General features: G+C 65.2%; 21 protein-coding genes and 1 pseudogene. 18 read left to right on the forward strand and 4 right to left on the reverse strand.

What is annotated here, in order from left to right; genetic code table 11:
* Positions 1-3: 3 nt before the first annotated feature.
* Positions 4-2,043: an amylo-alpha-1,6-glucosidase gene (locus tag KP001_RS03385; RefSeq protein ID WP_217288178.1), complete on the reverse strand. Its 2,040-nt coding sequence runs from the start codon at positions 2,041-2,043 to the stop codon at positions 4-6.
* Entirely contained in the window at positions 2,040-3,917 is a 1,878-nt protein-coding gene (treZ, locus tag KP001_RS03390) for a malto-oligosyltrehalose trehalohydrolase (RefSeq protein WP_217288179.1), read from the reverse strand. The genes KP001_RS03385 and treZ overlap by 4 nt, the downstream gene beginning before the upstream one ends.
* 335 nt (positions 3,918-4,252) lie before the next feature.
* Between treZ and KP001_RS03395 the strand changes: the two genes are divergently transcribed.
* The 17 genes from KP001_RS03395 (at position 4,253) to KP001_RS03475 (ending at position 22,494) form a co-directional block, all read left to right on the forward strand.
* Entirely contained in the window at positions 4,253-5,374 is a 1,122-nt protein-coding gene (locus tag KP001_RS03395; RefSeq protein ID WP_217288180.1) for an NAD-dependent epimerase/dehydratase family protein, read from the forward strand.
* A complete protein-coding gene (locus tag KP001_RS03400; protein ID WP_217288181.1) occupies positions 5,371-7,425 on the forward strand; it encodes an NAD-dependent epimerase/dehydratase family protein in 2,055 nt (684 codons plus the stop codon). The genes KP001_RS03395 and KP001_RS03400 overlap by 4 nt, the downstream gene beginning before the upstream one ends.
* Positions 7,425-8,396, forward strand: coding sequence for an MDR/zinc-dependent alcohol dehydrogenase-like family protein (locus KP001_RS03405; protein ID WP_217288182.1), 972 nt, complete (start codon positions 7,425-7,427; stop codon positions 8,394-8,396). The genes KP001_RS03400 and KP001_RS03405 overlap by 1 nt, the downstream gene beginning before the upstream one ends.
* A gap of 13 nt (positions 8,397-8,409) precedes the next feature.
* On the forward strand, positions 8,410-9,411 hold the full coding sequence (locus KP001_RS03410) for a Gfo/Idh/MocA family protein (protein WP_217288183.1): 1,002 nt from the start codon (positions 8,410-8,412) through the stop codon (positions 9,409-9,411).
* A gap of 204 nt (positions 9,412-9,615) precedes the next feature.
* Positions 9,616-10,761 (forward strand): glycosyltransferase family 4 protein, encoded by a 1,146-nt coding sequence (locus KP001_RS03415; RefSeq protein WP_217288184.1) that lies wholly within the window; start codon positions 9,616-9,618, stop codon positions 10,759-10,761.
* A 41-nt stretch (positions 10,762-10,802) separates the two neighbouring features.
* Positions 10,803-11,894: a CgeB family protein gene (locus KP001_RS03420; protein WP_217288185.1), complete on the forward strand. Its 1,092-nt coding sequence runs from the start codon at positions 10,803-10,805 to the stop codon at positions 11,892-11,894.
* A 198-nt stretch (positions 11,895-12,092) separates the two neighbouring features.
* Positions 12,093-13,202, forward strand: a complete 1,110-nt coding sequence (locus KP001_RS03425) for a CgeB family protein (protein WP_217288186.1) — start codon at positions 12,093-12,095, stop codon at positions 13,200-13,202.
* Positions 13,199-14,254 (forward strand): CgeB family protein, encoded by a 1,056-nt coding sequence (locus tag KP001_RS03430; protein ID WP_217288187.1) that lies wholly within the window; start codon positions 13,199-13,201, stop codon positions 14,252-14,254. Before KP001_RS03425 ends, KP001_RS03430 begins: the two co-directional genes overlap by 4 nt.
* Before the next feature lie 15 nt (positions 14,255-14,269).
* On the forward strand, positions 14,270-15,049 hold the full coding sequence (locus tag KP001_RS03435; RefSeq protein ID WP_217288188.1) for a TIGR04290 family methyltransferase: 780 nt from the start codon (positions 14,270-14,272) through the stop codon (positions 15,047-15,049).
* 244 nt (positions 15,050-15,293) lie between these two features.
* Positions 15,294-16,106 (forward strand): TOBE domain-containing protein, encoded by an 813-nt coding sequence (locus tag KP001_RS03440; RefSeq protein ID WP_217288189.1) that lies wholly within the window; start codon positions 15,294-15,296, stop codon positions 16,104-16,106.
* 175 nt (positions 16,107-16,281) lie between these two features.
* On the forward strand, positions 16,282-17,148 hold the full coding sequence (locus KP001_RS03445; RefSeq protein WP_217288190.1) for an ABC transporter substrate-binding protein: 867 nt from the start codon (positions 16,282-16,284) through the stop codon (positions 17,146-17,148).
* Entirely contained in the window at positions 17,149-17,847 is a 699-nt protein-coding gene (locus KP001_RS03450; RefSeq protein WP_217288191.1) for an ABC transporter permease, read from the forward strand.
* Positions 17,844-18,944 (forward strand): ABC transporter ATP-binding protein, encoded by a 1,101-nt coding sequence (locus tag KP001_RS03455; protein WP_217288192.1) that lies wholly within the window; start codon positions 17,844-17,846, stop codon positions 18,942-18,944. The genes KP001_RS03450 and KP001_RS03455 overlap by 4 nt, the downstream gene beginning before the upstream one ends.
* 75 nt (positions 18,945-19,019) lie before the next feature.
* Complete coding sequence (locus KP001_RS03460; protein WP_217288193.1) at positions 19,020-19,364, forward strand: DUF2845 domain-containing protein; 345 nt, start codon at positions 19,020-19,022, stop codon at positions 19,362-19,364.
* A 219-nt stretch (positions 19,365-19,583) separates the two neighbouring features.
* Complete coding sequence (locus KP001_RS03465; RefSeq protein WP_217288194.1) at positions 19,584-20,147, forward strand: manganese efflux pump MntP; 564 nt, start codon at positions 19,584-19,586, stop codon at positions 20,145-20,147.
* Positions 20,148-20,323: 176 nt separating this feature from the next.
* Positions 20,324-22,042: a PAS domain-containing hybrid sensor histidine kinase/response regulator family protein gene (locus tag KP001_RS03470; protein WP_217288195.1), complete on the forward strand. Its 1,719-nt coding sequence runs from the start codon at positions 20,324-20,326 to the stop codon at positions 22,040-22,042.
* Between the two features lie 11 nt (positions 22,043-22,053).
* Positions 22,054-22,494, forward strand: a complete 441-nt coding sequence (locus tag KP001_RS03475) for an EamA family transporter (protein ID WP_217288196.1) — start codon at positions 22,054-22,056, stop codon at positions 22,492-22,494.
* A gap of 8 nt (positions 22,495-22,502) precedes the next feature.
* On the opposite strand, the gene KP001_RS03480 is transcribed toward KP001_RS03475, so the two are convergent.
* Together KP001_RS03480 and KP001_RS03485 are read right to left on the reverse strand one after the other, a co-directional pair.
* Entirely contained in the window at positions 22,503-22,778 is a 276-nt protein-coding gene (locus KP001_RS03480; RefSeq protein WP_217288197.1) for a DUF2917 domain-containing protein, read from the reverse strand.
* Between the two features lie 94 nt (positions 22,779-22,872).
* Positions 22,873-23,769, reverse strand: a pseudogene (locus KP001_RS03485) (GlxA family transcriptional regulator); the annotation flags it as partial.
* Between the two features lie 195 nt (positions 23,770-23,964).
* Here KP001_RS03485 and KP001_RS03490 point away from each other — a divergent pair.
* A complete protein-coding gene (locus KP001_RS03490; protein ID WP_217288198.1) occupies positions 23,965-24,234 on the forward strand; it encodes a DUF4160 domain-containing protein in 270 nt (89 codons plus the stop codon).
* Positions 24,235-24,242 lie beyond the last annotated feature (8 nt).

Consider the following 24,242-nt stretch of genomic DNA (forward strand, 5'->3'; position numbering starts at 1 on the left):
CCGTCACTGCGCGGTCTTGAGCCAGCAGCGCAGCATCTCCGCCACGCTCCAGGCCTGCGCGATGCATCCCCTGGGGTTGTAGGGCTGCTCGGCGTCGAAGATCTCGCTGATGGAGCCGATGCACTGCTGGTTCAACTGCTGCACCAGGCCGTCCAGGAAGGCGCGCGCCGCCGGGACCTGGTCCGGGTAGAGCTTGAGCCATGAATCGATGAAGGTGCCGATGAGCCAGGGCCAGACCGTCCCCTGGTGGTAGGCGGCGTCCCGTGCACGGAGGTCGCCGTGGTAGGTCGCCTTGTAGTCGGGGTGCCCGGGGGCTAAGGTGCGCAGCCCCACCGGCGTCAACAGGCGCTGGCGCACCGTGTCCAGGACCTCGGGCCAGCGTTCCCGCTCAAGGACCGGGAACGGAAGCGATATGGCGAAGAGCTGGTTGGGGCGGCAGGCGTCGTCGTCGCCCAGTTCGCCGTCGACGACGTCGTAGAGGTACCCGCCGTCGTTGTACCAGAAGCGCTGGTTGAAGGAGCGGTAGGCCTGGTCGGCGTAGGCGCCGAGCTGGCGCGAGTACTGGTCGTCCCCGGACTGCTCGCTCCACTGCTGCATCAGGCGCAGGGCGTTGTACCAGAGCGCGTTCAGCTCCACGGCCTTGCCCCGCCGCGGTGTCACCACCCAGTCCCCGACCTTGGCGTCCATCCAGGTGAGCTGGTACCCCTCGGCCCCCTGCTTCAAAAGCCCGTCATTGGGGTCGACGCCGATGCCGAAGCTGGTGCCGGAGAGGTGCCGGTCGATGATCTCCCGCATCTGGGGCATGATCATGTGCAGCGTGGCGCGGTCGTTGGTGTACTCGAGGTAGCGGTTCAGGGCGTGGAAGAACCACAGGCTCGCGTCGGCGGTGTGGTAGAGCCCCTCGCTGTGCCCCTCCGGGAAGAGGTTCGGGATGAGGCCGTTTTTCACGTAGTGGGCGAAGGTGCGCAGGATCCACCCCGCCTCGGTGTGGCGCCCGGTGGCCAGGGTGAGCCCCTCGAGCGAGATCATGGTGTCGCGTCCCCAGTCGGTGAACCAGTGATATCCGGCGATGACCGTGCAGACCTCGTCCCCCATGGCATGGGCGCGCACGCTGTCCTTGTGGCGGCCGGCCGGGGTGATGATGAACTGGTCGGTGGCGAGGACCAGTTCGGCGGGGAGCCCCTGGCGCGCCCTGGGGTCGGCGGCAGCCAGGAGGAGCCGGCGCCGCTCCCGCTCCATGTCCAGGGCGGCCGCAGGCGTCAGCGCGGCGATGGTTTCCCAGGTCTCCGTGGAGGCGGTGAGGGCGGCGTCCTGGCCGATACCCAGGTCGACTGCGAAGTACCCGGCGGTCCAGAGCGTCCCCAGCGAATCGTAGCCGCGGGAGCTTTCCACGTCGTAGAAGATGTCGGTATTGTGCTTCTCTTCCAGGGTGAAGTTCCCCCTGACGCCGTCGATCACCAGCCTCAGCTGGGGGGAGTTGGCGCCGGAGGAGATCTGGTAGCGGTTCTGCACCGCCGTGAACATGTAGGGATCGTCCGACATCGCGTCCACGGAGGCGTCGTGCGGGCGGAACTGCAGGTAGGGCTGCAGCTTGAGCCGCACCATCTTCTCGCCGGAAACGAGGCGGTAGATCATGTGCACCGTGTTCTGCCGGTGCACCATGACCAGCTGCTTCTCGATCACGGTCCCGTTGATCTCGTAGCGCCAGACCGGCAGGCCGTCCTCCAGCCGGAACCCGGTCAGGTACTCCATGCCGTGGAAGTCGAGTCCCGCCTCCTTCTGGTCGCCGCCGAAGCGCACCATGCTCCCGTCGGGGAAGCGGATCGCCTCGGTGAGCCGGTTGAGCATCACGATGCGCCCCATGGGGGAGGGGTAGGCGGCGATGAGCAGGCCGTGGTAGCGCCTGGTCAGCGCGCCGCAGACGGTCCCGGAGGCATACCCGCCAAGGCCGTTGGTCAGGAGCCATTCCTGCTCCAGGAGTTGCCGCGTCTTCACTTCCTCGTCGTGGCGGTCGAAATGGAATTCCCGCGTCACCGTGGTCATGGCTGGTCCCCTCCTTCCGGCACCGGAATCAGTACCTGCGTCGCGTACCCCTGCAGGCGCCAGAACTTCTCGGTGTCGAGCTTCGGCGTGCCGGAACCGCCGAACTCGATCTTTTCGCTGCTCCAAAGTGTCTGCCACGCGCACCCCCGCGGAGGGGCGAGCATCGGCTCGGGGATGGGGACCAGGTGCAGCTCCCGACCCAGGTTGACCAGCACCAGGCGCTGCTCGCCGTCCAGGAAGTAGCGGAGCAAGAAGCCTCCCTGTCCCAGCACCGCCCCTTCTATGTGGCAGGCGTAGCCGCGGATAAAGACCGGGTCTTCGCGCCTTAGGCGGATCAGGTCCCGGTAGAGCGCGTAGACCTTTTGGTGGCGCTCCCGCTCCTTGAGGTCGATCACGGACTGCTGGAAGGTGTCCAGTTCGTACGGCTTGTCGATGGTGTCGATCACCTCGGGGGAATCGACGTTGGTGAACTGCTTCAGGAACTCGATGCGCCCGGCGTGGACCTGCTGGGAGGTATCCGGGCTCAGGTCGGCGAAGTAGAGGAAGGGGGCGCTGGCGCAAAACTCCTGTCCCTGGAAGATCATCGGGGTCTGGGGGAGGAGAAACAGCACGGCGGTCATGGCGCGCAGCGCCGCGGGGTTGGTCAGCTTGTGGACGCGGATGCCCCAGGCCGAGTTGCCGATCTGGTCGTGGTTCTGGATGTAATTGACGTAGCAGCTGGGACTGATGCCGAGGGTGGGGGAGCCGCGGCGCTTACCCTGCCAGAAATAGAACTGCCCCTGGTAGAGGTAGCTCCACTTGGCACAGGAGATCAGCTCCTGCGGAGAGCCGAAGTATTCGGAATAGTAGGCGTCGTGGTAGCCGGTAAGCGCCACGTGGGCGCTGTGGTGGAAATCGTCGTTCCAGACCCCGTCCATGCCGAAGCCCCCTTCCTCCCTGGGGCGCAGGCAGCGGTAGTCCTGGTTCTCGTTCTCGGCCACCAGGAACAGCTTGCGCCCCCGGGCGGCCTCCCGGGCGTGCCGCGTGATGTCCCCCAGGATATGGACCGGCGAGTCGTCGACGATGGCGTGGGTGGCGTCGAAGCGTAGGCCGTCCAGGTGGAACTCCTCGATCCAGTAGGCGGCGTTGGAGACGAAGAATTCGCGCACCGGGGCGCTTTGCCTGCCATCGAAGTTCATCACCTTGCCCCAGTCGCTGTCGTGCTCCCCGTAGTAGAACTGGGAGAAGCGGGCCAGGTAGTTCCCCTCCGGGCCGAAGTGGTTGTAGACCACGTCCAGCAGGACGCCGAGCCCGAGGGTGTGGGCGTGGTCCACGAAGCTGCGCATGTCGTCGGGCGTGCCATAGAGCCTGGTGGGGGCGAAGTGGTTCACGCCGTCGTACCCCCAGCCGAACCGGCCGGGGAAATCCGCCACCGGCATCACCTCCACCAGGGTGATGCCGAGCTCCTTGAGTGCGGGGAGCTGCTCCTGTGCGGCGCGCCAGGTTCCCTCCCTGGTGAAGGTGCCCAGGTGCAGTTCGTAGATGACCTGCCCCTCGCGCTCCACCCCGGGCCACCCCTCGTCGCTCCAGGTGAAATTCTCGGGGGCTATCACCTGGGAGGGGCCGTGCGGCCCCTCGGGCTGGAACCGGGAGGCGGGGTCGGGGAAACACTCGCCGCCGTCCAGGCAGTAGCGGTAACGTGAGCCGGCACCGGCCTCGCGGCAGATGCCGGAAAAATACCCCCCTTCTTCCGGGGCGAGCGCCGTCGCCTGTGGCGTCGGAGCCCCCTCGAGCACCACCTCCACCTCCCTGTGTCCCGGCGCCCAGACCCGGAAGTGCACCCCCTCCGGCACCATCTCCGCTCCGATCGGCAACTTTCTCTGTACCGCAGCCATCGCCCCTCCCGAGCCGTCCACTGTCCGGAAAAATTAACACGCTTTAAAATAACACACTCCCCGGATTTTAAAACCGAAGCGGCGCCGGGCCTTTCTCATGTGCCTTCATTTCCGTCGCCGCGATCTCCCCGTCGTCGCAACTGTGAATTGCGGGAGGGGTGCCAAGGGCCCCCATCTCCGCCAACTTACTGGGAGAAAGAGCACTTTTTTGCGCCATGCGGTTTGACAGAAAATCCGTCACTGCTAGTATTGAGTTTTGTTAATTTGAACCGATTAACCTTGTATTAATTAGATCTCCGCTACCGCAGATATCTCACCCCTTCAGGGAGGGTCCTATGGCTGGGAGCGTTCTTATCACGGGGGGGGCCGGTTTCATCGGTTCCCACCTGGCGGACGAGCTGCTGCGTCATGGTTACCGGGTGCGCGTGCTGGACAGTCTGGTGCCGCAGGTCCACGGCCCCGATGCCGGACGGCCTGGCTATCTCGACCCCGAGGTCGAACTGATCAAGGGTGACGTGCGGGACCAGGCTGCGGTGCAAAAGGCGCTCGCCGGCACCGAGGCGGTGTTCCATCTGGCCGCCATGGTCGGGGTCGGCCAGAGCATGTACGAGATCGAGCGCTACACCTCGGTGAACAACTGCGGCACGGCGGTGCTGCTCGAGGCGATGGCCAAGGAGCGGGGTGAGCGCAAGCTGATCGTCGCCTCCAGCATGAGCATCTACGGGGAAGGACGCTACCGGGACGGCAGCGGGGCGTACTACGACGACGTGAGAAGGGAGGTCGGGCAGTTGCAGCGGGGGGACTGGGAGCCGCTAATCGGGGAGCGCGAGCCGCTCATTCCGGTCCCGACACCGGAGGAGAAAGCGCCGTCGCTCGCCTCGGTCTACGCCCTTTCCAAGTACGACCAGGAGCGCATGGCGCTCATCGTGGGGGGATGCTACCGGATTCCGGTGATCGCCCTGCGCTTTTTCAACGTCTACGGCACCAGGCAGGCGCTTTCCAACCCCTACACCGGGGTGCTCGCCATCTTCGCCTCCAGGCTCATGAACGGTAACCCCCCACGCATCTTCGAGGATGGCCGCCAGCAGCGCGACTTCGTCAGCGTGCACGACGTGGCGACCGCCTGCCGCCTGGCGCTCGAGGTGGATCAGCAGAAGCAGCAGCTCTTCAACATAGGAAGCGGCGCCAGGATATCGGTGCTGCAGGTGCTGGAGCGTTTCTGCCAGGTCCTCAACGTTAATTCGATCGAGCCGGAGATAACCGGCAGCTACCGTGCCGGCGACATCCGGCACTGCTTCGCCGACATCACGAGCGCGCGCGAGGTGCTGGGGTACGCGCCGCGGGTCGGTTTCGAGGAGGGGCTCAGGGAACTGGCCGGCTGGCTGGAAGGGGAAGTGGCGGTAGACCGGGTCGCGCAGGCGCACGCCGAACTGGCCCAGCGGGGATTGACGCTATGAGCCGCCCGGGTGTGGAGTCGTTGCCGGAGAACTTCGGCATGGTGGAGTGGTTCCGTCCCGGCGAACGGGAGCGGGTGGAGCGGGTGCTCTCCGATATGAAGAGGCTCGGGGCGGGGCGCCTGCGCACCGGCATTTCCTGGGCCGACTGGTACACGAGCGAAGGGAGAAGCTGGTACGACTGGCTGATCCCGCGCCTTTGCAGCGAGGTGGAACTGCTCCCCTGCGTCCTGTACACGCCGCCGTCGATCGGGATCGAGGCGAAGACCTCCTCGCCCCCCAAAAGGGCGCGGGACTACGCCGACTTCATCGACCTCTTCATCACCGCCTTCGGGGAGCATTTCGAGTACGTGGAGCTTTGGAACGAGCCCAACAACTTAAGCGAATGGGACTGGACCCTCGACCCGCACTGGACCGGGTTCGGCGAGATGATCGGGGGGGCGGCCTACTGGGCCAGGAAGCGGGGCAAGAGGACCGTGCTGGGGGGGATGAGCCCCATCGACGGGCACTGGCTCTGCCGCATGTTCGAACTGGGGGTCATGGACTACATCGACGTGGTGGGGATCCACGGCTTCCCGGACATCTTCGACTACACCTGGAAGGGGTGGGGGAGAAACATCGCCATGGTGCGGGAGATCCTGGACCAGCATGGATCCTCCTGCGAGATCTGGGTCACGGAAGCGGGATTCTCCACCTGGCAGCACGACGAGTTCAAGCAGGCCCGGGTGTTCCTCGAGTTCCTGGAGGCCCCGGCGCAGCGCCTGTACTGGTACGGCGCCGACGACCTGGACCCTGCGCTGGCCGCGGTGGACCGGTTCCACCTGGATGAGCGTGAATACTATTTCGGTTTCCGCAAGGCGGACGGCACCCCGAAGCTGCTCTACCGCCTGCTCGAGGAGGGGAAGATGACGGCGCTCAAACAGGTCGGAGCGGTGGCGACACCGGCGCCGGCGCAGACGAAATCCGGGGAAAGGGCGGTCCTCGTGACCGGTGGCGCCGGCTTCATCGGCACGAACCTCGTGCACCACCTGGCCCGGGAGGGGCGCCGGGTCATCGTGTACGACAACCTCTCCCGCCCCGGCGTGGAGGAGAACCTCCTCTGGCTCAAGGAGAACTGCGGCGACCGCCTCGAGGTGAGGATCGCCGATACCAGGAACCACCTGGCGCTGCATGACGCCATCGCCCAGAGCTCGCACGTCTTCCACTTCGCCGCGCAGGTCGCGGTCACCACCAGCGTCGACAACCCGGCCGCCGATTTCGCCATCAACGGGGAGGGGACCTTCGCGCTTTTGGAGGCGATCCGCACCGCGAAGGAGCGCCCCTCCCTGTTGTTCACCTCGACCAACAAGGTCTACGGCGGGATCGAGGGGTGCGATATCCGCAAGAACGGCACCCGCTACCAGCCGCTGGATGCGGAGTTGCGCCGCTACGGTTTCAGTGAGGGGACGCCGCTCGATTTCCTGAGCCCCTACGGCTGCTCCAAGGGGTGCGCCGACCAGTACGTCCTCGACTACGCCCGCAGCTTCGGGATTCACGCCGCGGTCTTCAGGATGAGCTGCATCTATGGCCCGCACCAGTACGGCACGGAGGACCAGGGGTGGGTGGCACACTTCGCCATCAGGACCCTGAAAGGGGAGCCGATCACCCTCTACGGCGACGGTTACCAGGTGCGCGACCTCCTCTTCGTCGAGGACCTGGTGGACGCGATGTGCCGTGCCAGCGCCATGATGCCCGAGCTCACCGGCCAGGCCTTCAACATCGGGGGAGGACCGGAGCGCGCCGCGAGCCTGCTGGAACTTCTGGAGCTGTTGCGCGCCCTGCACGGGTCGCTGCCGCCGGTCAGTTTCGATGAGTGGCGCACAGGGGATCAGCGCTACTACGTCTCCGATACCATGAAATTCGAGGCCGCCACCGGCTGGACGCCGCGCCATTCCGTTCAGGAAGGGGTGGAGCGGCTCTACCGCTGGTTGTGCCAGTCGTTACGCGTCCCGCCGCCTGCCGCGGGGGATGCCAGGAGGGAAAGCTACCCGGCTTCGGGTGTGGAGGCGATGTGATGAGCGAGATGATGCAGGCGGCGGTGATCACCGGACCTGGCGTGGCCGCCGTGCAACTGGTGCCCCGGCCGGAACCGGGGGCGGGAGAGGTGCTGGTGGCGATGGAGGGATGCGGCGTCTGCGCCTCCAACCTCCCTTTGTGGCAGGGGCGCACATGGTTCGACTACCCGGCGCTCCCCGGCGCCCCCGGACACGAGGGGTGGGGGAGGGTGCAGGCGCTCGGAGCAGGGGTGCAGGGGGTGAGGGTGGGGGACCGGGTCACCTTCCTCTCCTACAACGCCTACGCGCAGTACGACCGGGTACAGGCGGACGCCCTGGTGAAGATCCCGGCCTCGCTGGACGGGCAGCCGTTCCCGGGAGAGCCGGTCGGCTGCGCCATGAACGTGTTCCGGCGCAGCGCCATCGAGCCGGGGCAGACCGTCGTACTGATCGGCGCGGGTTTTCTGGGCGCCATCTTCACCGCGCTCGCCACGGCGCGCGGGGCACGCGTGATCGCCATCTCGCGGCGCGGCTTCGCCCTGGAGCTCGCCCGGCGCTGCGGCGCCGAGGAGACCGTGATCCTCGACGATCACCAGCGGGTCATGGAGCGGGTGCGGCAGTTGGCCGGGGAGCGGGGATGCGACCGGGTGGTGGAGGCCACCGGCCACCAGTGGCCGCTGGATCTGGCCGGCGAACTGGTGCGGGAAGGGGGCAAGATCGTCATCGCCGGGTACCACCAGGACGGGCTGCGCCAGGTCAACGTCCAGCTCTGGAACTGGAAGGGTATCGACGTCATCAACGCGCACGAGCGCGACCCGCGGGTCTACCTCGAGGGGATGCGCGCAGGGATCGCCGCGGTGGAATCGAAGATGTTCCCGCTGAAGGAACTGATCACACACAGCTTTTCCCTGGAGGAACTCGGCCGCGCCTACCAGGCCCTGGAAGGGCGCCCCGACGGCTTTCTCAAGGCGATGATCCGCATCGAGCAGTAGGAAAGGGGAGGCAATGAAGAAGAAACAGGCATTGCCGAGGCTTGGTTTCCTCGGCACCGGCTGGATCGGCCGGCACAGGATGGAGGCCATCGTCAAAAGCGGGGAGGCCGAGGTGGCCGCCATCGCGGATCTTTCTCCCGACAACGCCCGGGAGGCGGGGAGGCTCGCGCCGGGGGCGCCGATTCTGGAGTCGCTGGAGGAGCTTTTGGAGCTCGACCTGGACGGCGTGGTGATCGCGACGCCGAGCGCCGGGCACTGTTACCAGGCGCTGCGCGCCTTGGACCGCGGGCTGGCCGTCTTCTGCCAGAAGCCTTTGGGGAGAAACGCGGAAGAGGCGCAACTCGTGGTGGGCGCGGCGCAGGCGGTGAACCGCCTTCTGGGGGTGGACTTCTCCTACCGCTACACCGACGCCCTGCAGAAGATGCATCAGCTGGTGAGTTCCGGCGAACTGGGGCAGGTCTACGCCGCCGACCTCGTCTTCCACAACGCCTACGGTCCGGACAAGGACTGGTTTTACGACCCCGAGCTCTCAGGTGGAGGGTGTCTCATGGACCTCGGCAGCCACCTGGTCGACCTGGCGCTCTGGTTCTTCGGTTATCCAGTGGTGCGCAGCGTCTCCAGCTCGATTTTCGCCGGAGGGGAGAGACTTAAGGGGGGCTCGGGGAAGGTGGAGGACTACGCCGTGGTCTCCCTGGTGCTGGACGAGGGGCACACGGTGCGGCTCGCCTGTTCCTGGAACGTATCGGCGGGACGGGACGCCGTCATCGAGTCGAGCTTCTACGGGACCCGCGGCGGCGTGAGCTTCAAGAACGTGCAGGGCTCCTTCTATGACTTCGTGGCTGAACGCTTCCGCGGCACGGCCTGCGAGACCATCGCCGCTCCCCCCGATGAGTGGGGCGGCCGCTGCGCCATCGCCTGGGCGCGCCAGTTAAGATTAGGAGGGGGCGCCTTCGATCCTCAGGCGGAGCACCTGGTCCGGGTGGCCGAGGTACTCGACGCGGCCTACGGAAGGTAGTCAGGTAAGTCGGTAAACAGATACATGTATAAAGCGATAAGCGCGACGGGCGTGCGTTACGGCAATGCTCTTTGTCCCGACGGAGGGGAGGGGCGCGCCCCCGTCTGCGCATGCGGAGCCTCGATCTCATGAGGCGGTAGCGCTTAATGGGCTAATTTTTCCACTGATTTTTCAACCCGATGCTGCAGGCGGGAAATTTTGTTCATGAATAATCCGGGCTCCACGAAAACGACAGGCGGCGACGGCACCCCCGGCGTCCCCAAGCTGATACTGATGACCGCCGATCCCATCGGCGGGGTCTGGAACTACGTCCTGGAATTAAGCCGGGGCCTGGCCCCCCACGGGGTGCACATCGCGCTCGCGACCATGGGTCGCCCCCTTTCACCGGGGCAGCGCCGGGAGGTGGCCGACGAGGCCAACGTCACGCTGTACGAGAGCGGGTACCGGCTGGAGTGGATGGAGAACCCCTGGGGGGACGTGGATCAGTGCGGCGACTGGCTCCTCTCGCTGGAAGCGGAACTGAAGCCGGACCTCGTGCATCTGAACGGCTACGTCCATGCCTCGCTCCCCTGGCGCAGCCCGTGCCTCGTGGTGGCACATTCCTGCGTCCTCTCCTGGTGGGAGGCGGTGCGTGGCGAACAGGCGCCGCAGCGGCTGGACGTCTACCGCAGCCGCGTCGCCCGCGGGCTCGCCGCCGCGGACCTGGTGGCCGCCCCCTCGTCGGCGATGCTCGACTGCATCAGGAGGCTCTACCTCCCGCTGCCCGACGCGCAGGTGGTCTACAACGCCCGCGGCCGCACGAGATTCCGTCCCGGCAGGAAGGAGGACTTCATCCTTTCCGTGGGGCGGGTCTGGGACGAGGCGAAGAACATCGGCGCCCTGGTGCGTAACGCCTACGACCTCCCATGGCCGGTGTACGTCGCCGGGGAGATCAACCAGCCCGGCGGCGGGGCGGCCAACGTCGACGGCGTGAACCGGCTCGGCTTCCTGGCGCCGGAGTCGCTGGCCCCCTGGTACGCGGCCGCCGCCATCTACGTGCTACCGGCGCGCTACGAGCCCTTCGGCCTCACCGTCCTGGAGGCGGCCCTTTCCGGCTGCGCCCTGGTCCTTGGCGACATCCCGAGTCTGCGGGAGCTCTGGGACGGGGCGGCCCTGTTCGTCGACCCCGATTCTGCCACGGACCTGCAGAAGCAGCTCCGGGCGCTCTGCGCCGACCGCAGCCGTCAGGCGAGCCTCAGGGAGAAGGCGCTGGAGAGAAGCCGCAGCTTCTCCGCCGCCCGGATGACGGAGGGATACCTGGCCCTTTACAGCCGGCTGCGCGCGGGCCGGGCCGTGGAGGTTGGGGAGTGAGTCGGGAGGGGGGAAACAACGCTCGGGAGGCACGCTGAATCATGCGCATCGTGATGTTCTACCACTCCATCCTTTCGGACTGGAACCACGGCAACGCCCATTTCCTGCGGGGTATCGTCACGGAGCTTGGGCAGCTCGGGCACGAGGTCACGGTCTACGAGCCGGAGAACGGCTGGAGCTACAGCAACATGCTGCGCGACTCTGGCGACGTGGCGCTGCGCGGCTTCGAGCGCGCCTATCCCGGACTCGCCGGCACCCGTTACCGGCTGGACGAGCTTGACCTCGACCGGGCCCTGGACGGTGCCGCCCTCGTCATCGTGCACGAGTGGAGCGACCACGAGTTGGTCCGGCGCCTGGGGGAGCATCGCAAAAACGGCGGCGGCTACCGCCTCCTGTTCCACGACACCCATCACAGAAGCGTTACCGACGAGGGGGCGATGGCGGCATATGACCTCTCCGGCTTCGACGGGGTGCTCGCCTACGGCGCCAGGATCCGGGAGATCTACCTTTCCCGCGGGTGGGCGAAGCGGGTCTGGCTCTGGCACGAGGCGGCGGACGTGCGGGTATTCCGGCCGCTCGACTCCCCCGACAAGGTCGGGGACGTGGTCTGGATCGGCAACTGGGGCGACGACGAGCGCAGCCAGGAGATCCGGGAATTCTTCGTGGAACCGGTGCGCAGGCTGCACCTGAAAGGTGTGGTGTACGGCGTGCGCTACCCTAACCAGGCGCTGCAGCTTCTGGCCGAGGCGGGGATCGGCTACGGCGGCTGGCTCCCCAACTTCGAGGTGCCAAAGGTTTTCAGCCGTTTCCGGCTCACGGTTCACATACCGCGCCGCCCCTACGTGGAGGCCCTCCCGGGCATCCCCACCATCCGTCCCTTCGAGGCGCTGGCCTGCGGCATCCCGCTGGTCTCCGCCCCGTGGGTCGACAGCGACGGGCTTTTCACCGGCGGCGCCGACCTCCTCTACGCCCGGGACGGGCGGGACATGGAGCGGCAGATGCGGAGCCTGCTGCAGGACCCGGAGCGGGCCAGGGGCCTCGCCGAGCACGGCCGCGCCACCATCCTGGCCCGGCATACCTGCCGCCACCGGGTCCAGGAACTGCTGGCCATATGCCGCGAGCTCGGCATTTGAGCGTGAAACGCTTTTGCCATCTTAGCCGGCTCCCGCTCCGTTTGCCGGAGGAGGCGGGGGGGAGCCGCAACATACGGAAATAATGGCACCTTCCCCCACCCCCTAACCCCCTCCCGCAGGGGAGGGGGGACCAAAGGCAACTTTGCGTAACCGTTTTACAGATCAGCTGTTTTCAACTTCCCCCTGAAAGGAACTGCCATGGCCGTACCACTGAACATCGCATTCTTCGCTTCGAGCCTGGTCTCCGCCTACTGGAACGGCGCGGCGACCTACTACCGCGGCATGGTGCGGGCGCTGTCGCGCCTGGGACACCGCATCACCTTCTACGAACCCGACGCCTACGACCGCCAGGCCCACCGCGACATCGAAGACCCCGACTGGGCCAGGGTCGTCGTCTACCCCGCCACGGAGAACGGCGTGTTCCGTTCGCTGGAGGCGGCCCGGGGCGCCGATTTGATCATCAAGGCGAGCGGGGTCGGCGTATTCGACGAGCTGCTCGAACGCGAAGTGCTCCACTTGAAGCGGGTGGGGACACAGGTCATCTTCTGGGACGTCGACGCCCCGGCGACCCTGGAGCGGATCGGCAGCGATACCGCCGACCCGCTCCGCGCCCTGATCCCGCGCTACGACCTGGTGCTCACCTACGGCGGCGGCGCGCCCATCGTCGCGGCTTACCGCCGATTCGGCGCCCGCGGCTGCATCCCCATCTACAACGCGCTCGACCCCGACACCCACTACCCGGTCCCCCCCGAGGCGCGCTTCAAGGCGGACCTTTCCTTCCTGGGGAACCGTCTGCCGGACCGCGAGCATCGCGTCGACACCTTCTTCCTCTCGGTGGCCCGCAACCTTCCCGACCGCAGTTTCCTTTTGGCCGGCAGCGGCTGGGACGACAAGGAGCGCTCGGGCAACGTGCGCTACCTGGGACACGTGGGGACCGGCGACCACAACGCCTTCAACTGCAGTTCGCGGGCCGTCCTCAACGTGAGCCGGGACGGCATGGCGCGCAACGGTTTTTCCCCGGCCACCCGCGTCTTCGAGGCCGCCGGCGCCGGCGCCTGCATCATCACCGACCAGTGGGACGGGATCGAGGAGTTCTTCGAGCCGGAGTGGGAGATCTGCGTCGCGGGGAGCGGTGAACAGGTGGCGGAGATCCTTGAGCGGCTTACCCCGTCGGTCGCGGCGGCCATGGGGACACGGGCCCTGGCGCGGGTGAGGGCGCACCACACCTACGCGCACCGGGCCAGGCAGTTCCAGGAGATCTTCGCCACGGGCTCCGTCGATCACGGCTACATCGGAGGCGCGCCATGAAAATCGTCGTTTTCGGCCTCTCCATCACCTCGTCCTGGGGCAACGGCCACGCCACCACCTACCGCGGGCTGTTGCGGGAAATGGAACGCCGCGGGCACGAGATCCTGTTCCTGGAGCGCGACGCGCAGTGGTACGAGAAGCACCGCGACCTCCCCGAGCCCCCTTTTTGCAACACGTTTATCTACAAGTCGCTGGACGAGCTCTTCGCCGAGTACGGCCCCGAGATCTGCGACGCCGACTGTGTCATCGTCGGCTCCTACGTCTACCAGGGGATCGAGGTGGGGCGGTGGATCAGCAAGCACGCCAAGGGTATCAAGGCGTTCTACGACATCGATACGCCGGTCACCCTGGCCTCCCTGGCCCGGGGGGAGTGCCAGTACCTGAGTGAGGATCTGATCCCCTGTTACGATCTTTACTTCTCCTTCACCGGCGGCCCGACGCTGGACCACCTCGAGCGCCACTACGGTTCCCGGGCGGCGCGCGCCCTGTACTGCTCGGTGGACCCCATGGTGCATTACCCGGTGCAGATCACCCCTCGCTGGGACCTTGGGTACCTGGGCACCTACAGCCGGGACCGTCAGCCCGGCCTGGAACAACTGCTCTGCCAGCCCGCGTCCTCCTGGGAGAAGGGGCGTTTCGTGGTGGCGGGGGCGCAGTACCCGTCCGACATCAAGTGGTCCAGGAACACGCACCGCATCGAGCACCTCCCCCCGGAGTGCCACAGCGAGTTCTACAGCTCGCAGCGTTTCACCCTGAACCTGACCAGGAAGCAGATGCAGGTGGCCGGCTATTCCCCCAGCGTGCGTCTCTTCGAGGCCGCCGCCTGCGCCGTCCCCATCGTGAGCGATCACTGGCCGGGGCTGGAGCAGTTCTTCGTGCCCGGCAAGGAGATCCTGCTCGCCTCCGGCAGCCAGGAGATGCTGCGCATACTGCAGCGCTTCCCCGACGAGGAGCGCCGCGCCATCGGCGAGCGCGCCCGCGCGCGGGTGCTGAAGTCACACTCCGCCGCCTGTCGGGCGGAGGAACTCGAGGAGTACCTGACCGCGCTGTGAAGGAGAGGGAAAAGCATGACCCACGCCAAACCGAGAACCGTTGAAGACGACATCAGGGAGCTGTCCCCCTGGTTTCACAACCTGCACCTGCCCGACGGGACCGAAACGGCCCCGGATCATTTCCTGGGGGACTTCCCCAGTTTCAAGTGGCGCGAGATTTCGGGCTGCATCCCGGAGGACCTGACCGGGTGGAGCGCGCTCGACATCGGCTGCAACGCGGGCTTTTACTCGTTCGAACTGGCGCGCCGCGGCGCCCGGGTGCTCGGCATCGACTGCGACAGCCACTACCTCGACCAGGCGAACTGGGCCGCCGCCCAGTACGGCCTGTGCGACCTCGTTGAGTTCAGGCAGATGCAGGTCTACGACCTGTCGCGAGTGAAGGGGAAGTTCGACCTGGTCCTCTTCATGGGGGTGTTCTACCACCTGCGCTACCCGATGCTGGCGCTCGACATCGTGGCGCAGAAGACGGCGGGCATGATGCTGTTCCAGACCATCACCATGCCCGGCCGCGAGGTCGCCGGACAGCACGATTTCTGGATCAACGAGCGGGAGGCCCTGCTCGACGGGGGGTGGCCCAAGATGGCGTTCATCGAGGAGCGTTTCGCCGGGGACCCGACCAACTGGTGGATCGCCAACCATGCCGGGATCGAGGCGATGCTCCGCTCCGCCGGGCTCAAGATTTCCGGCCATCCTGGCGACGAGATTTACCTCTGCAACCCGGACCCGGAGCATCCCTCCTGCATGACCACCTGGAACCGCCCGGAATACCTCTCCGCCACCAACGCCGGCGAATGAGCCGGCGTCACCCCATGACGCATTCACGCCTGTCATTGCAACGGCCGGCGATGCCTTTACAAAAAGGTATACGCAATTTCGAGTCACTTTTTGTGTCTACGTTATGATGTTTGTGATATAACGGCCGGACGAAGGGTAAAACCACCCGGCTTTACTCTCAATGAGATGATCGTATACTGGGTCAGATATTGGCAGATGCCTGTGCGGAACTCGTCACAGTCTCTGCTGTTAAACGAGGTGTGAATTGGGTCGTGGCGCGAAACGCGGCATTGAGCTTGAAGGCGCTCTCTGGTTCCACAAGGACGAGCAGAAGTTCCTGGGGTTGGACCGGATTGCCCTTTTGCAGAAGATAGACGACCTGGGTTCTATCACCAAGGCGGCCAAGGCCGTCGGCATCAGCTACAAGAACGCCTGGGATCTGGTCAACATGGTCAACAACCTCGCCGAAAAACCGCTGGTGGAGCGGGTGACCGGCGGGCGGGGGGGGGGAGGGACCACCCTCACCGCCTACGGCAAGGAAGTGGTGCAGCAGTACGGCGTGCTCCAGGAAGAGCACCGCAGATTCCTGGAGAATCTCGAGGGAAGGCTCGGCGATACGGCGAGTCTCTACAAGCTGTTACGGAGGATATCCATGAAAGTGAGTGCCCGTAACGTGTTGTCCGGAACCATCACCAAGATAACCAAGGGGGCGGTGAACGCGGAGGTGAACCTGGTTCTCACCGGCGGCGCGCCGCTGGTCGCCGTGATCACCAATGGCGCGGTGGAGAACCTTGCCCTCAAGGAGGGGAGTTCGGCCTACGCCATCATCAAGGCCAGTTCCGTCATGGTCGGCACCGATCTGCACGACGCGAAGATCAGCGCCCGCAACGTCATGTGCGGCACCGTGGCCAAGATCGTGGAGGGACCGGTTTCCACCGAAATCGACGTCGAGGTCGGGGGCGGCAACACCATAAGCGCCGTCATCACCCACGAAAGCGGGGCGAGCCTGGGCCTCAAGGTCGGCGCGCATGCCTGCACGCTGTTCAAGGCCTCCAGCGTCATCCTCGGAGTCAGTTGATACAACGCATTTCTCCTCCCCCTCCCGCAATGGAAGGGGGGAGGGGCCAGATGCAGCCCCGGATGAACCGGAGCAAGGGGGGGCGGCTCGCCGTTCCCCTTTTTCAGCCCATCCGCTGTAGCAAAAGCACCATAACGCTCGACACCATAACAAGTACTAAAGAAGGAGTCTGCCGATGAACCGAATTTTCAGAATGCTGCCGATTTTCGTTGCCCTGTTCCTCTTCTCCGCAGTCGCCCCGGTTTCCACCGGGTGGGCGGCGCAGCAGAAGAACCTGATCCTCGCCACCACGACCTCCACCCAGGATTCCGGGCTTCTGGACGTGCTGATCCCGATCTTCGAGAAGCAGACCGGCTACTTCGTGAAGACCATCTCGGTCGGCAGCGGCCAGGCCATGAAGATGGGGGAGAAGGGGGAGGCCGACGTCCTCCTGGTGCATTCCCCGGACGCGGAGAAGAAGTTCGTGGCCGACGGCTTTGGCGTGGACAGAAAGCTCGTCATGCACAACGACTTCATCGTGCTGGGACCGGCCAACGACCCGGCGAAGATCCGCGGCGCCAAGACCGCCGCCGATGCGCTGAAGACCGTCGCCAAGGCCAACGCGCTGTGGCTCTCCCGCGGTGACAACTCCGGCACCCACGCGAAGGAGAAAGGGCTCTTCAAGGCGGCAGGCATCAACCCGGAAGGGCAGAAGTGGTTCCAGCAGACCGGGCTTGGCATGGGCGAGACCCTGAACGTCGCCGCCGAGAAGAAGGGGTACCTCCTGGCCGACCGCGGCACCTACCTGGCGCTCAACAAGAAGGCGCACCTCGGGCTCGAGATCATGGTCCAGGGGGAGCCGAAGCTCCTCAACATCTACCACGTCATCGCGGTGAACCCGGCCAAGTGGCCCAAGGTGAACAACGTCGGCGCCAAGGCTTTCGCCGATTTCATGGTGTCGAAGAAGACCCAGGAGATCATCTCCACCTTCGGCAAGAAGGAGTTCGGCTCCCCGCTCTTCTTCCCCGATGCCGGCAGAAAACCGGAATCTTTGGGGCTGTAAATGGACGTAATTCTCGAAGGGTTCACAAAGGCGTTCCAGCTCCTCGCGTCGCTTGACCGCGAGGTGCTGGGCATCGCCTTGCTGTCGCTCAAGGTCTCGGGGCTCGCAACGCTCTTTTCGCTGGTCATAGGTCTTTCCGTCGGGACGCTGGTGGCGCTCACCAGCTTCCCCGGCAAGAAGATCCTGGTCAGCGTAGTCAACACGGGGATGGGGCTGCCGCCGGTGGTGGTCGGCCTCTTCGTCTCCATCATGCTCTGGAGAAACGGCCCCCTGGGCTACCTCGAGCTCCTCTACACCCCGACCGCCATCATCATCGCGCAGACCGTCATCGCGACCCCCATCGTCATGGGGGTCACCATCGGCGCGATGCAGAACCTCCCGGCGACCCTGAGGCTGCAGATCCTCGCTCTCGGGGCGACACGGGTCCAGATGGTCTGGATGCTGATCAAGGAGGCACGGCTCCCGCTCATGGCGGGGGTCATGGCCGGCTTCGGCGGCGTGATCTCCGAGGTGGGGGCCTCCATCATGGTCGGCGGCAACGTCAGGGGGTACACCCGGGTGCTCACCACCGCCACGGTCATGGAGACCGGCAGGGGCAACTTCGACATGGCCATTGCCCTGTCGGTGATACTTCTGTTATTCTGCTTCGCCGTCAACTACATCCTCACCTACATCCAGCAGCGGGAAAGACCCAGATGACCCAGCGACAAAACCTGCTCGAGCTGAAAGAGCTGAGGGTTGACCGAGGCGGCGTGCCGGTTCTCGACATACCCTCTTTTTCTTTGTACCAAAACGAGTTCGTCTCCCTGATCGGTCCCAACGGCGCGGGGAAGTCGACCCTGCTCCTTTCCGTTTTAGGGCTCATGAAGTGCCAGACCGGCACCGTTTCCTACCGCGGCAGCGTCATCGGCTCCCAGGCACAGTGGCTTGACCTGCGCCGCCGCACCGCGATGGTGCTGCAGGACCCCCTCCTTTTCGACGCCACGGTCTTCGACAACGTGGCGAGCGGCCTGAACATCAGGGGGATGGGGCGCGGCGAGATCAAGAAGCGGGTCGCCACCTACCTGGAGCGCTTCAACCTCGCCCACATGGCCCAGCGCTCGGCGCGCAAGCTCTCCGGCGGCGAGGCCCGGCGCGTGAGCCTCGCGCGCGCCTTCGCCGTTGAGCCCGAGGTGATCTTCTTCGACGAACCGTTCGCCAACCTCGATCCCCCCACGCGGCAGGCGCTCACCGACGACATGGACGGCATCATACGGGACCGGGGCATCGCCGCCATCCTGGTCACCCACGACCAGTCCGAGGCGCTCAGGATGTCGCAGCGCATCGTGGTTATGAACGGCGGCCGCATCGTGCAGCAGGGGACCCCGGCGGAGGTGATGAACCATCCGGTGAACGAGTTCGTCGCGAATTTCGTGGGGATGGAAACCATCCTCGAGGGTGAGGTCGTCAGCAACAACGACCAGCAGATGGCCGTGGTGGTGGCCGGGCGGGAGGTCGACACGGTAGGGGACGTTGAACCGGGCGCACGGGTCTACTGCTGCATCAGGCCGGAAAACGTCACCATCAGCGTGAGCCATCCGGACCAAAAAAGCAGCGCCAGGAACCTCTACGCGGGACGCGTCACCGACGTCGCCTCGATGGGGCCGTTTCTGCGGCTGCAGCTGGACTGCGGCTTCCCGCTCACCGCCTACGTGACCCGGGAGTCCTTTGCCAAGCTGGAACTGTGTGAGGGAAAGGAGGTTTACGCATCGTTCAAGGCCACCTCCGTTCATCTCATCCGCAGGCGTGCCGCGTAAATAGCGCTTTTCAAAAGAGCGCTTGTGCCTTATATTCCTATCTGTTTTGCCAACAGGAGAACAAGGAGGATGAGCATGAAAAAAGCCGTCAACCTGATCGCCGCCCTCTCGGCAGTCGTGATGCTGTCCCCCACCGCCTTCGCCGACACCGGCACCGACACCATGAGGTGCAAAGGTGGCATCGTGTCGGTCGGGGACTCCGCCGGAGAGGTGCTCGCCAAGTGCGGTCAGCCCGCCACGACCACTCAAAGTTCCAGGAAGGTGGTGCAGAAGGACCAGCAGTCCGGCCCTACCAGGAGCATCACCAACATCATCGTCGACAATTGGATCTTCAATTTCGGCCGCAACGAGTTTCAGTACCAGCTGGAGTTGCAGGACGGCCGGGTCTCCCGCATCCAGAGTCTCGATTACGGCTACTAGGGCATCCGCCTGTCGCTTTGTCAGCTGCCGTCCATTCCCTCGCCCTGCGGGAGAGGGTGGCCTCAGGCCGGGTGAGGGCGCTGCCGCCGGCTCCACTCTCCCTTCGTTACGCTGCCCTCACCCCGCCCCTCTCCCAGGGGGAGAGGGAGGATCCGCTGCTTGCAGAGGAAGAGGACATTATCGGATCTACAACAGAAGTTTGAATAAGTTGGAGTTTTAATGGATTGGATCAGCATCTTCGGCATCGCCCTGGCCCTGGCGATGGACGCTTTCGCCGTCGCCCTTGCCACGGGCGCCGTACTCAACCCGGTCACCAGCCGTCACCTGTTCCGCCTCGGTTTCCACTTCGGCCTGTTCCAGGCGCTCATGCCCATCGCGGGGTGGCTGCTCGGCCTCACGGTCCAGAAATGGATCACCGCCTATGACCATTGGATCGCTTTCGGCCTCCTGGCCTACGTCGGGGGCAGGATGATCGTCGAAGCCTTCGAGGAGGACGATGACTCCTCCCCGTCCGACCCCACCAGGGGGCTCACCATGGTGATGCTCTCGGTCGCCACCAGCATCGACGCGTTCGCGGTCGGGCTGTCCCTGGCCATGCTCGGCGTGAGCGTGTGGGTTCCCTCGGTCGTCATCGGCATCGTTGCCGCGGTATTGACCGTCACCGGCATGCTCCTTGGCCGCCGGCTCGGGGACAACTGGGGCAAGCGCGTGGAGGTTTGCGGCGGCGTGGTTCTCTGCCTGATAGGCCTGAAGATTCTACTGGAGCACACGCTCTTAAAGTAAGACGACAGGAGAATCTGCCGGGCGTCCGTGTCTTTCACTTTCCACAACCCTTCAAGTCTCATTGCCTCAACCTGTGAAAGAGACTTGAAGTGTCATAAAACCTCTGTATATTTTCCCACACCAAGTAGTCGCTTGTCTGATCCCGATGTAAGAGCTTGTCTGTAACAGAGGGCTGAGTGACCGATATTCTTCATCCCACCGAAGAACTGTGCCGCTTCATCATCGATACGATCCCCCAGATCGTCTGGACGGCGACGCCCGACGGCGCCCAGGACTTCGCCAACCTGCGCTGGTACGAGTTCAACGGCCTGACTCCGGGCGAGCCAGACCCCGAGCCCTGGCGCAGCATCATCCACCCCGACGACGTCGCCATCACCGCGCAAAAATGGAAACATTCCCTCGAGACCGGAGAGCCTTACAGCTGCCTGCACCGCAACCGTCGTTTCGACGGAGAGTACCGCTGGGTGCTGTCGCGGGCGGTCGCCCAAAAGGATGCGGACGGCCGTATCGTGCGCTGGATCGGCAGCGGCACCGATATCACCGAGCAGAAGGTCGCCGAAGCCGAACTGATCAAGTACCGCGACCACCTTGAGGACCTGGTCCGGGAGCGGACCGAGGAGCTGGTCGCGGCCAAGGAGCGGGCCGAGGTGGCCACGCGCGCCGTGCTGGAGGCCAACGACCTGCTGGAAATGCGGGTCGAGGCGCGGACGGCGGAACTGCGGAAAACCGAGAAGGAACTGCGCCAGGCTCAGAAGATGGAGGCGATCGGCACGCTCGCCGCCGGTATCGCCCACGACTTCAACAACATCCTCACTTCCATCCTCGGCTTCACCGACATGGTGCTGCACAAGGTGCCCGAGGGAGGGGTGGGGCGGGCGGAAATGCAGCAGGTCTTCACGGCGGCGCAGCGGGCGGCGGACCTGGTGCGGCAGATCCTCAGTTTCAGCAGGCACACCGAGCAGGAAAGAAAGCCGGTGCACCTGGCCGCCATCATTGACGATGCCTGCCGTCTGCTGCGCTCCTCGCTTCCCACCTCCATCGCCATGGTCAAGGAGGTCGCCGTTACCCCCGACGCCGACAAGGTGCTTGCCGATCCCACCCAGTTGCACCAGGTGCTGATGAACCTCGGCACCAACGCGGCCCACGCCATGCTGCCGGAGGGGGGTGCACTGACCGTTTCGCTGCGCGAGGTCGCGGCCGGCTCTCCTGAACTCGCCCCGTTTCCCTTTCTCGCCCCAGTACCGCACCTGCACCTCACCGTGCGCGACACCGGCCGCGGCATGGAAAGCCGCATGCTGGAGCGGATCTTCGACCCCTATTTCACCACGAAGCCCGCGGGGGAGGGGACCGGCCTCGGCCTCGCCGTCGTCCACGGGATCGTGAAGAACCACGGCGGTGCCATAGCGGTGCACAGCGAGCCGGGCCGGGGGACCTGCTTCGAGGTCTTCCTCCCGGCCGTCTCATTGGAGATCACCCTAGAAGAAGAAGTGCCGGAGCAATTGCTGCAGGGAAGCGAGCGCATCCTGTTCGTGGATGACGAGGAATCCCTCACCGTCCTGGGGCAGGGGATCCTGGAGAACCTGGGCTACAGCGTGGTCACCTCCAGCAACAGCGCCGGTGCCCTGGATATTTTCCGCGCCGATCCCTCCCGCTTCGACCTGGTGATCACCGACCTCACCATGCCGGGGCTGTCGGGGAAGTCGCTGGCCAAGGAGATCTCCGCGCTGCGTCCCGACTTACCGATCATCCTCTGCACCGGGTTCAAGGAAACCGTTGACGACAGGGATGCCGAGTACGGTATCCGTGCCTGCCTGATGAAGCCGTACACGTCGCTGACCCTGGGGCGGACCATCCGGCAGGTGCTGGAGCGCACGGGAGCCATCAAAGAAGATTAAGGAGGTCAGGCATGTGGAACTGGGTTACCCAGGCCCTCACCGCGCTGGTGAGCTTCGCTTTCATGGTGCTGTTCATGACCGCCGCCGTCAAACGCGGGGTCTCGGTCCAGTTCTCCATGCTGGTGCTCTCGCTGGTACTCACGGTGAGCTTCGCGGCCTGGTCCGCTGGGGATTGGGCGATGTGGACGGCCTGGAAGCCGGCTGTGCCCCTGCTGGTAGCGGCAGGGGCCTTCAGCGTCCTCGGCAATTGGGCCATGTTCCTCGCCACCTCGTCGAGCGCGAACGCGGGGTACGCCCTCGCCATCATAGGCTGTCAGTCCGCCCTGGTTCTGCTTCTTTCCTACTGGTTTCTGGGAGGGGAGATGCACTGGCTGCGGCTGGTCGGCATCGCCACCTGCATCCTCGGCGTCGTGATCATCAGCTGGCCGGTCGCCCCGGCGGTGAAGGGGTAACGGCGCGGTCAGGCGGTGCGGGGTGAGGTGTGAGGCCAGGCCGTGGTGATGTGGACACCGGCGCGGCGCAGGCGGCAGTTGACGGTCAGGGTGGCAGGGGTGAGGGCCTCGATGATCAGCGTCTCGCCGCGCACCACCGCCAGGCGCGTCCCTTCTTGCAGGCAGTAGTCGCGGGTATCCGAGGAGCGGGTCAGCCAGATCGCCCCGGCGAGAAGCGACAGCGATTCGATGGCGTCGCCGTTTTGCAGCGTGATGATTTCTCCTTGGGCCAACAGGTAGCGCATAAGAACCTCCTCGGTCAGAACCGGGTCCGGTAGGCGAGGGGGTGACCCCCATCTCGCGGATGAAGGCGCGCCGCATCTGCTCGGCGCAGGTGAAGCCGCTGTCCCGGGCAACACGTTCCAGCGGCAGGGTGGTTTCCTCCAGGAGGGCGACGGAGCGCTCCAGCCGGAGCTGGTCCAGGTACCTGGCCGGGGTCTTCCCGGTCTCGCGCAGGAACACCCGGGCGAAGTTGCGCGGGCTCATCGCCGCCCGCCGTGCCAGGTCCTCCACCGTCGCCTTGTGGCACGGGTTCTCCCTGAGCCAGGCGAGCAGCGGCGCGAGCGCTCCCCCCTCGACCATCTGGGCCCGGAGCTGGGTGCTGAACTGGGCCTGTCCTCCCGGCCTTTTCAGGAACATCACCAGACGCCGTGCCACGGCGAGCGCCGTCTTCCTTCCGAAATCCTCCTCGACCAGGGCGAGTGCCAGGTCCATCCCCGCGGTCACCCCGGCCGAGGTAGCCACCGCGCCGTCGCGCGTGTAGATGGCATCGTTCTCGACCAGCACCTCCGGGTAGTCGCGCCGCAGCCGCTCCAGGTCCATCCAGTGCGTGGTCGCCCGCTTCCCCTTTAAAAGCCCCGCCTCGGCCAGGATGAGCGAACCCGTGCAGACCGAGACCAGGCGCCTTGCCCGCGCCCCATCCGTCGCCAGCCATGAGACGAACCTCTCGTTCTTCATCGCCCGCTCCAGCGCGTCGTCCGGGCTTCCCGGGACCAGGATGGTGTCTGCCTGATCCGGCAGTTCCTCCCAGGCGTGGTCGGCAACGATTCTGACACCGGGGCAGGTTGTGAACGGCCCGGCCTTTTCCCCGAGGAGCACGATGCGGTAGCCCGGCCGCTTGGGCTGCGATTCGCCGAGGCAGCGGTTCAGCATGTTGAACACCTCGACAGGTCCGGTGACGTCGAGCAGTTCCGCGCCTTCATAGGCGGCGACCGCTATGGTAAGTGGCTCCTGCATGGGGACCTCCTGCTTTCTGGTTTGCTAGCCTGCGGGAATCATTGCACAACACCGGTTCCCGTTCAAGGACAACGAACCTGCAGATCCTGCCATTTCTTGCCCGCGGCGCAGGGGGAGTGTTGACACAACTTGCCAATTCCTCTAAAGTTTCCCGTCAGAAGTACGGTTCAGTAACCGGTTTTTTATGGAGGCAGTATGCCGACCATAAGCATGTTCTACGGGATCCTGGTCTTGATGTACTTCAGAGACAACCGGCGTCACCATCGTCCTCATATCCACTGCCGCTACCAGGGAGATGAAGCTGCAATTGCAATCGACGATGGCTCTATGCTGGACGGCTCTTTGCCAGCCAAGCAGCTCAAGCTGGTGCAGGCCTGGATCGAGATACACAAAGAAGAGTTAACGGTTGATTGGGAGCTGGCGGTGAACGGCGACGAGCCGTTCCGAATCGCTCCTCTTCAGTGAGGTGAACA

The sequence above is a fragment of the Geomonas subterranea genome (assembly GCF_019063845.1).
Classification (GTDB): Bacteria; Desulfobacterota; Desulfuromonadia; order Geobacterales; family Geobacteraceae; genus Geomonas; species Geomonas subterranea.

Bases quoted from the DNA above. Each gene is read 5' to 3' on its own strand.
- KP001_RS03435 (WP_217288188.1), top strand. From the start codon at position 14,270: ATGACCCACGCCAAACCGAGAACCGTTGAAGACGACATCAGGGAGCTG.
- KP001_RS03425 (WP_217288186.1), top strand. From the start codon at position 12,093: ATGGCCGTACCACTGAACATCGCATTCTTCGCTTCGAGCCTGGTCTCC.
- KP001_RS03410 (WP_217288183.1), top strand. From the start codon at position 8,410: ATGAAGAAGAAACAGGCATTGCCGAGGCTTGGTTTCCTCGGCACCGGC.
- KP001_RS03415 (WP_217288184.1), top strand. From the start codon at position 9,616: ATGAATAATCCGGGCTCCACGAAAACGACAGGCGGCGACGGCACCCCC.
- KP001_RS03430 (WP_217288187.1), top strand. From the start codon at position 13,199: ATGAAAATCGTCGTTTTCGGCCTCTCCATCACCTCGTCCTGGGGCAAC.
- KP001_RS03395 (WP_217288180.1), top strand. From the start codon at position 4,253: ATGGCTGGGAGCGTTCTTATCACGGGGGGGGCCGGTTTCATCGGTTCC.
- KP001_RS03420 (WP_217288185.1), top strand. From the start codon at position 10,803: ATGCGCATCGTGATGTTCTACCACTCCATCCTTTCGGACTGGAACCAC.
- KP001_RS03475 (WP_217288196.1), top strand. From the start codon at position 22,054: ATGTGGAACTGGGTTACCCAGGCCCTCACCGCGCTGGTGAGCTTCGCT.
- KP001_RS03455 (WP_217288192.1), top strand. From the start codon at position 17,844: ATGACCCAGCGACAAAACCTGCTCGAGCTGAAAGAGCTGAGGGTTGAC.
- KP001_RS03450 (WP_217288191.1), top strand. From the start codon at position 17,149: ATGGACGTAATTCTCGAAGGGTTCACAAAGGCGTTCCAGCTCCTCGCG.
- KP001_RS03405 (WP_217288182.1), top strand. From the start codon at position 7,425: ATGAGCGAGATGATGCAGGCGGCGGTGATCACCGGACCTGGCGTGGCC.
- KP001_RS03445 (WP_217288190.1), top strand. From the start codon at position 16,282: ATGAACCGAATTTTCAGAATGCTGCCGATTTTCGTTGCCCTGTTCCTC.
- treZ (WP_217288179.1), bottom strand. From the start codon at position 3,917: ATGGCTGCGGTACAGAGAAAGTTGCCGATCGGAGCGGAGATGGTGCCG.
- KP001_RS03465 (WP_217288194.1), top strand. From the start codon at position 19,584: ATGGATTGGATCAGCATCTTCGGCATCGCCCTGGCCCTGGCGATGGAC.
- KP001_RS03490 (WP_217288198.1), top strand. From the start codon at position 23,965: ATGCCGACCATAAGCATGTTCTACGGGATCCTGGTCTTGATGTACTTC.
- KP001_RS03460 (WP_217288193.1), top strand. From the start codon at position 19,020: ATGAAAAAAGCCGTCAACCTGATCGCCGCCCTCTCGGCAGTCGTGATG.
- KP001_RS03400 (WP_217288181.1), top strand. From the start codon at position 5,371: ATGAGCCGCCCGGGTGTGGAGTCGTTGCCGGAGAACTTCGGCATGGTG.
- KP001_RS03480 (WP_217288197.1), bottom strand. From the start codon at position 22,778: ATGCGCTACCTGTTGGCCCAAGGAGAAATCATCACGCTGCAAAACGGC.
- KP001_RS03385 (WP_217288178.1), bottom strand. From the start codon at position 2,043: ATGACCACGGTGACGCGGGAATTCCATTTCGACCGCCACGACGAGGAA.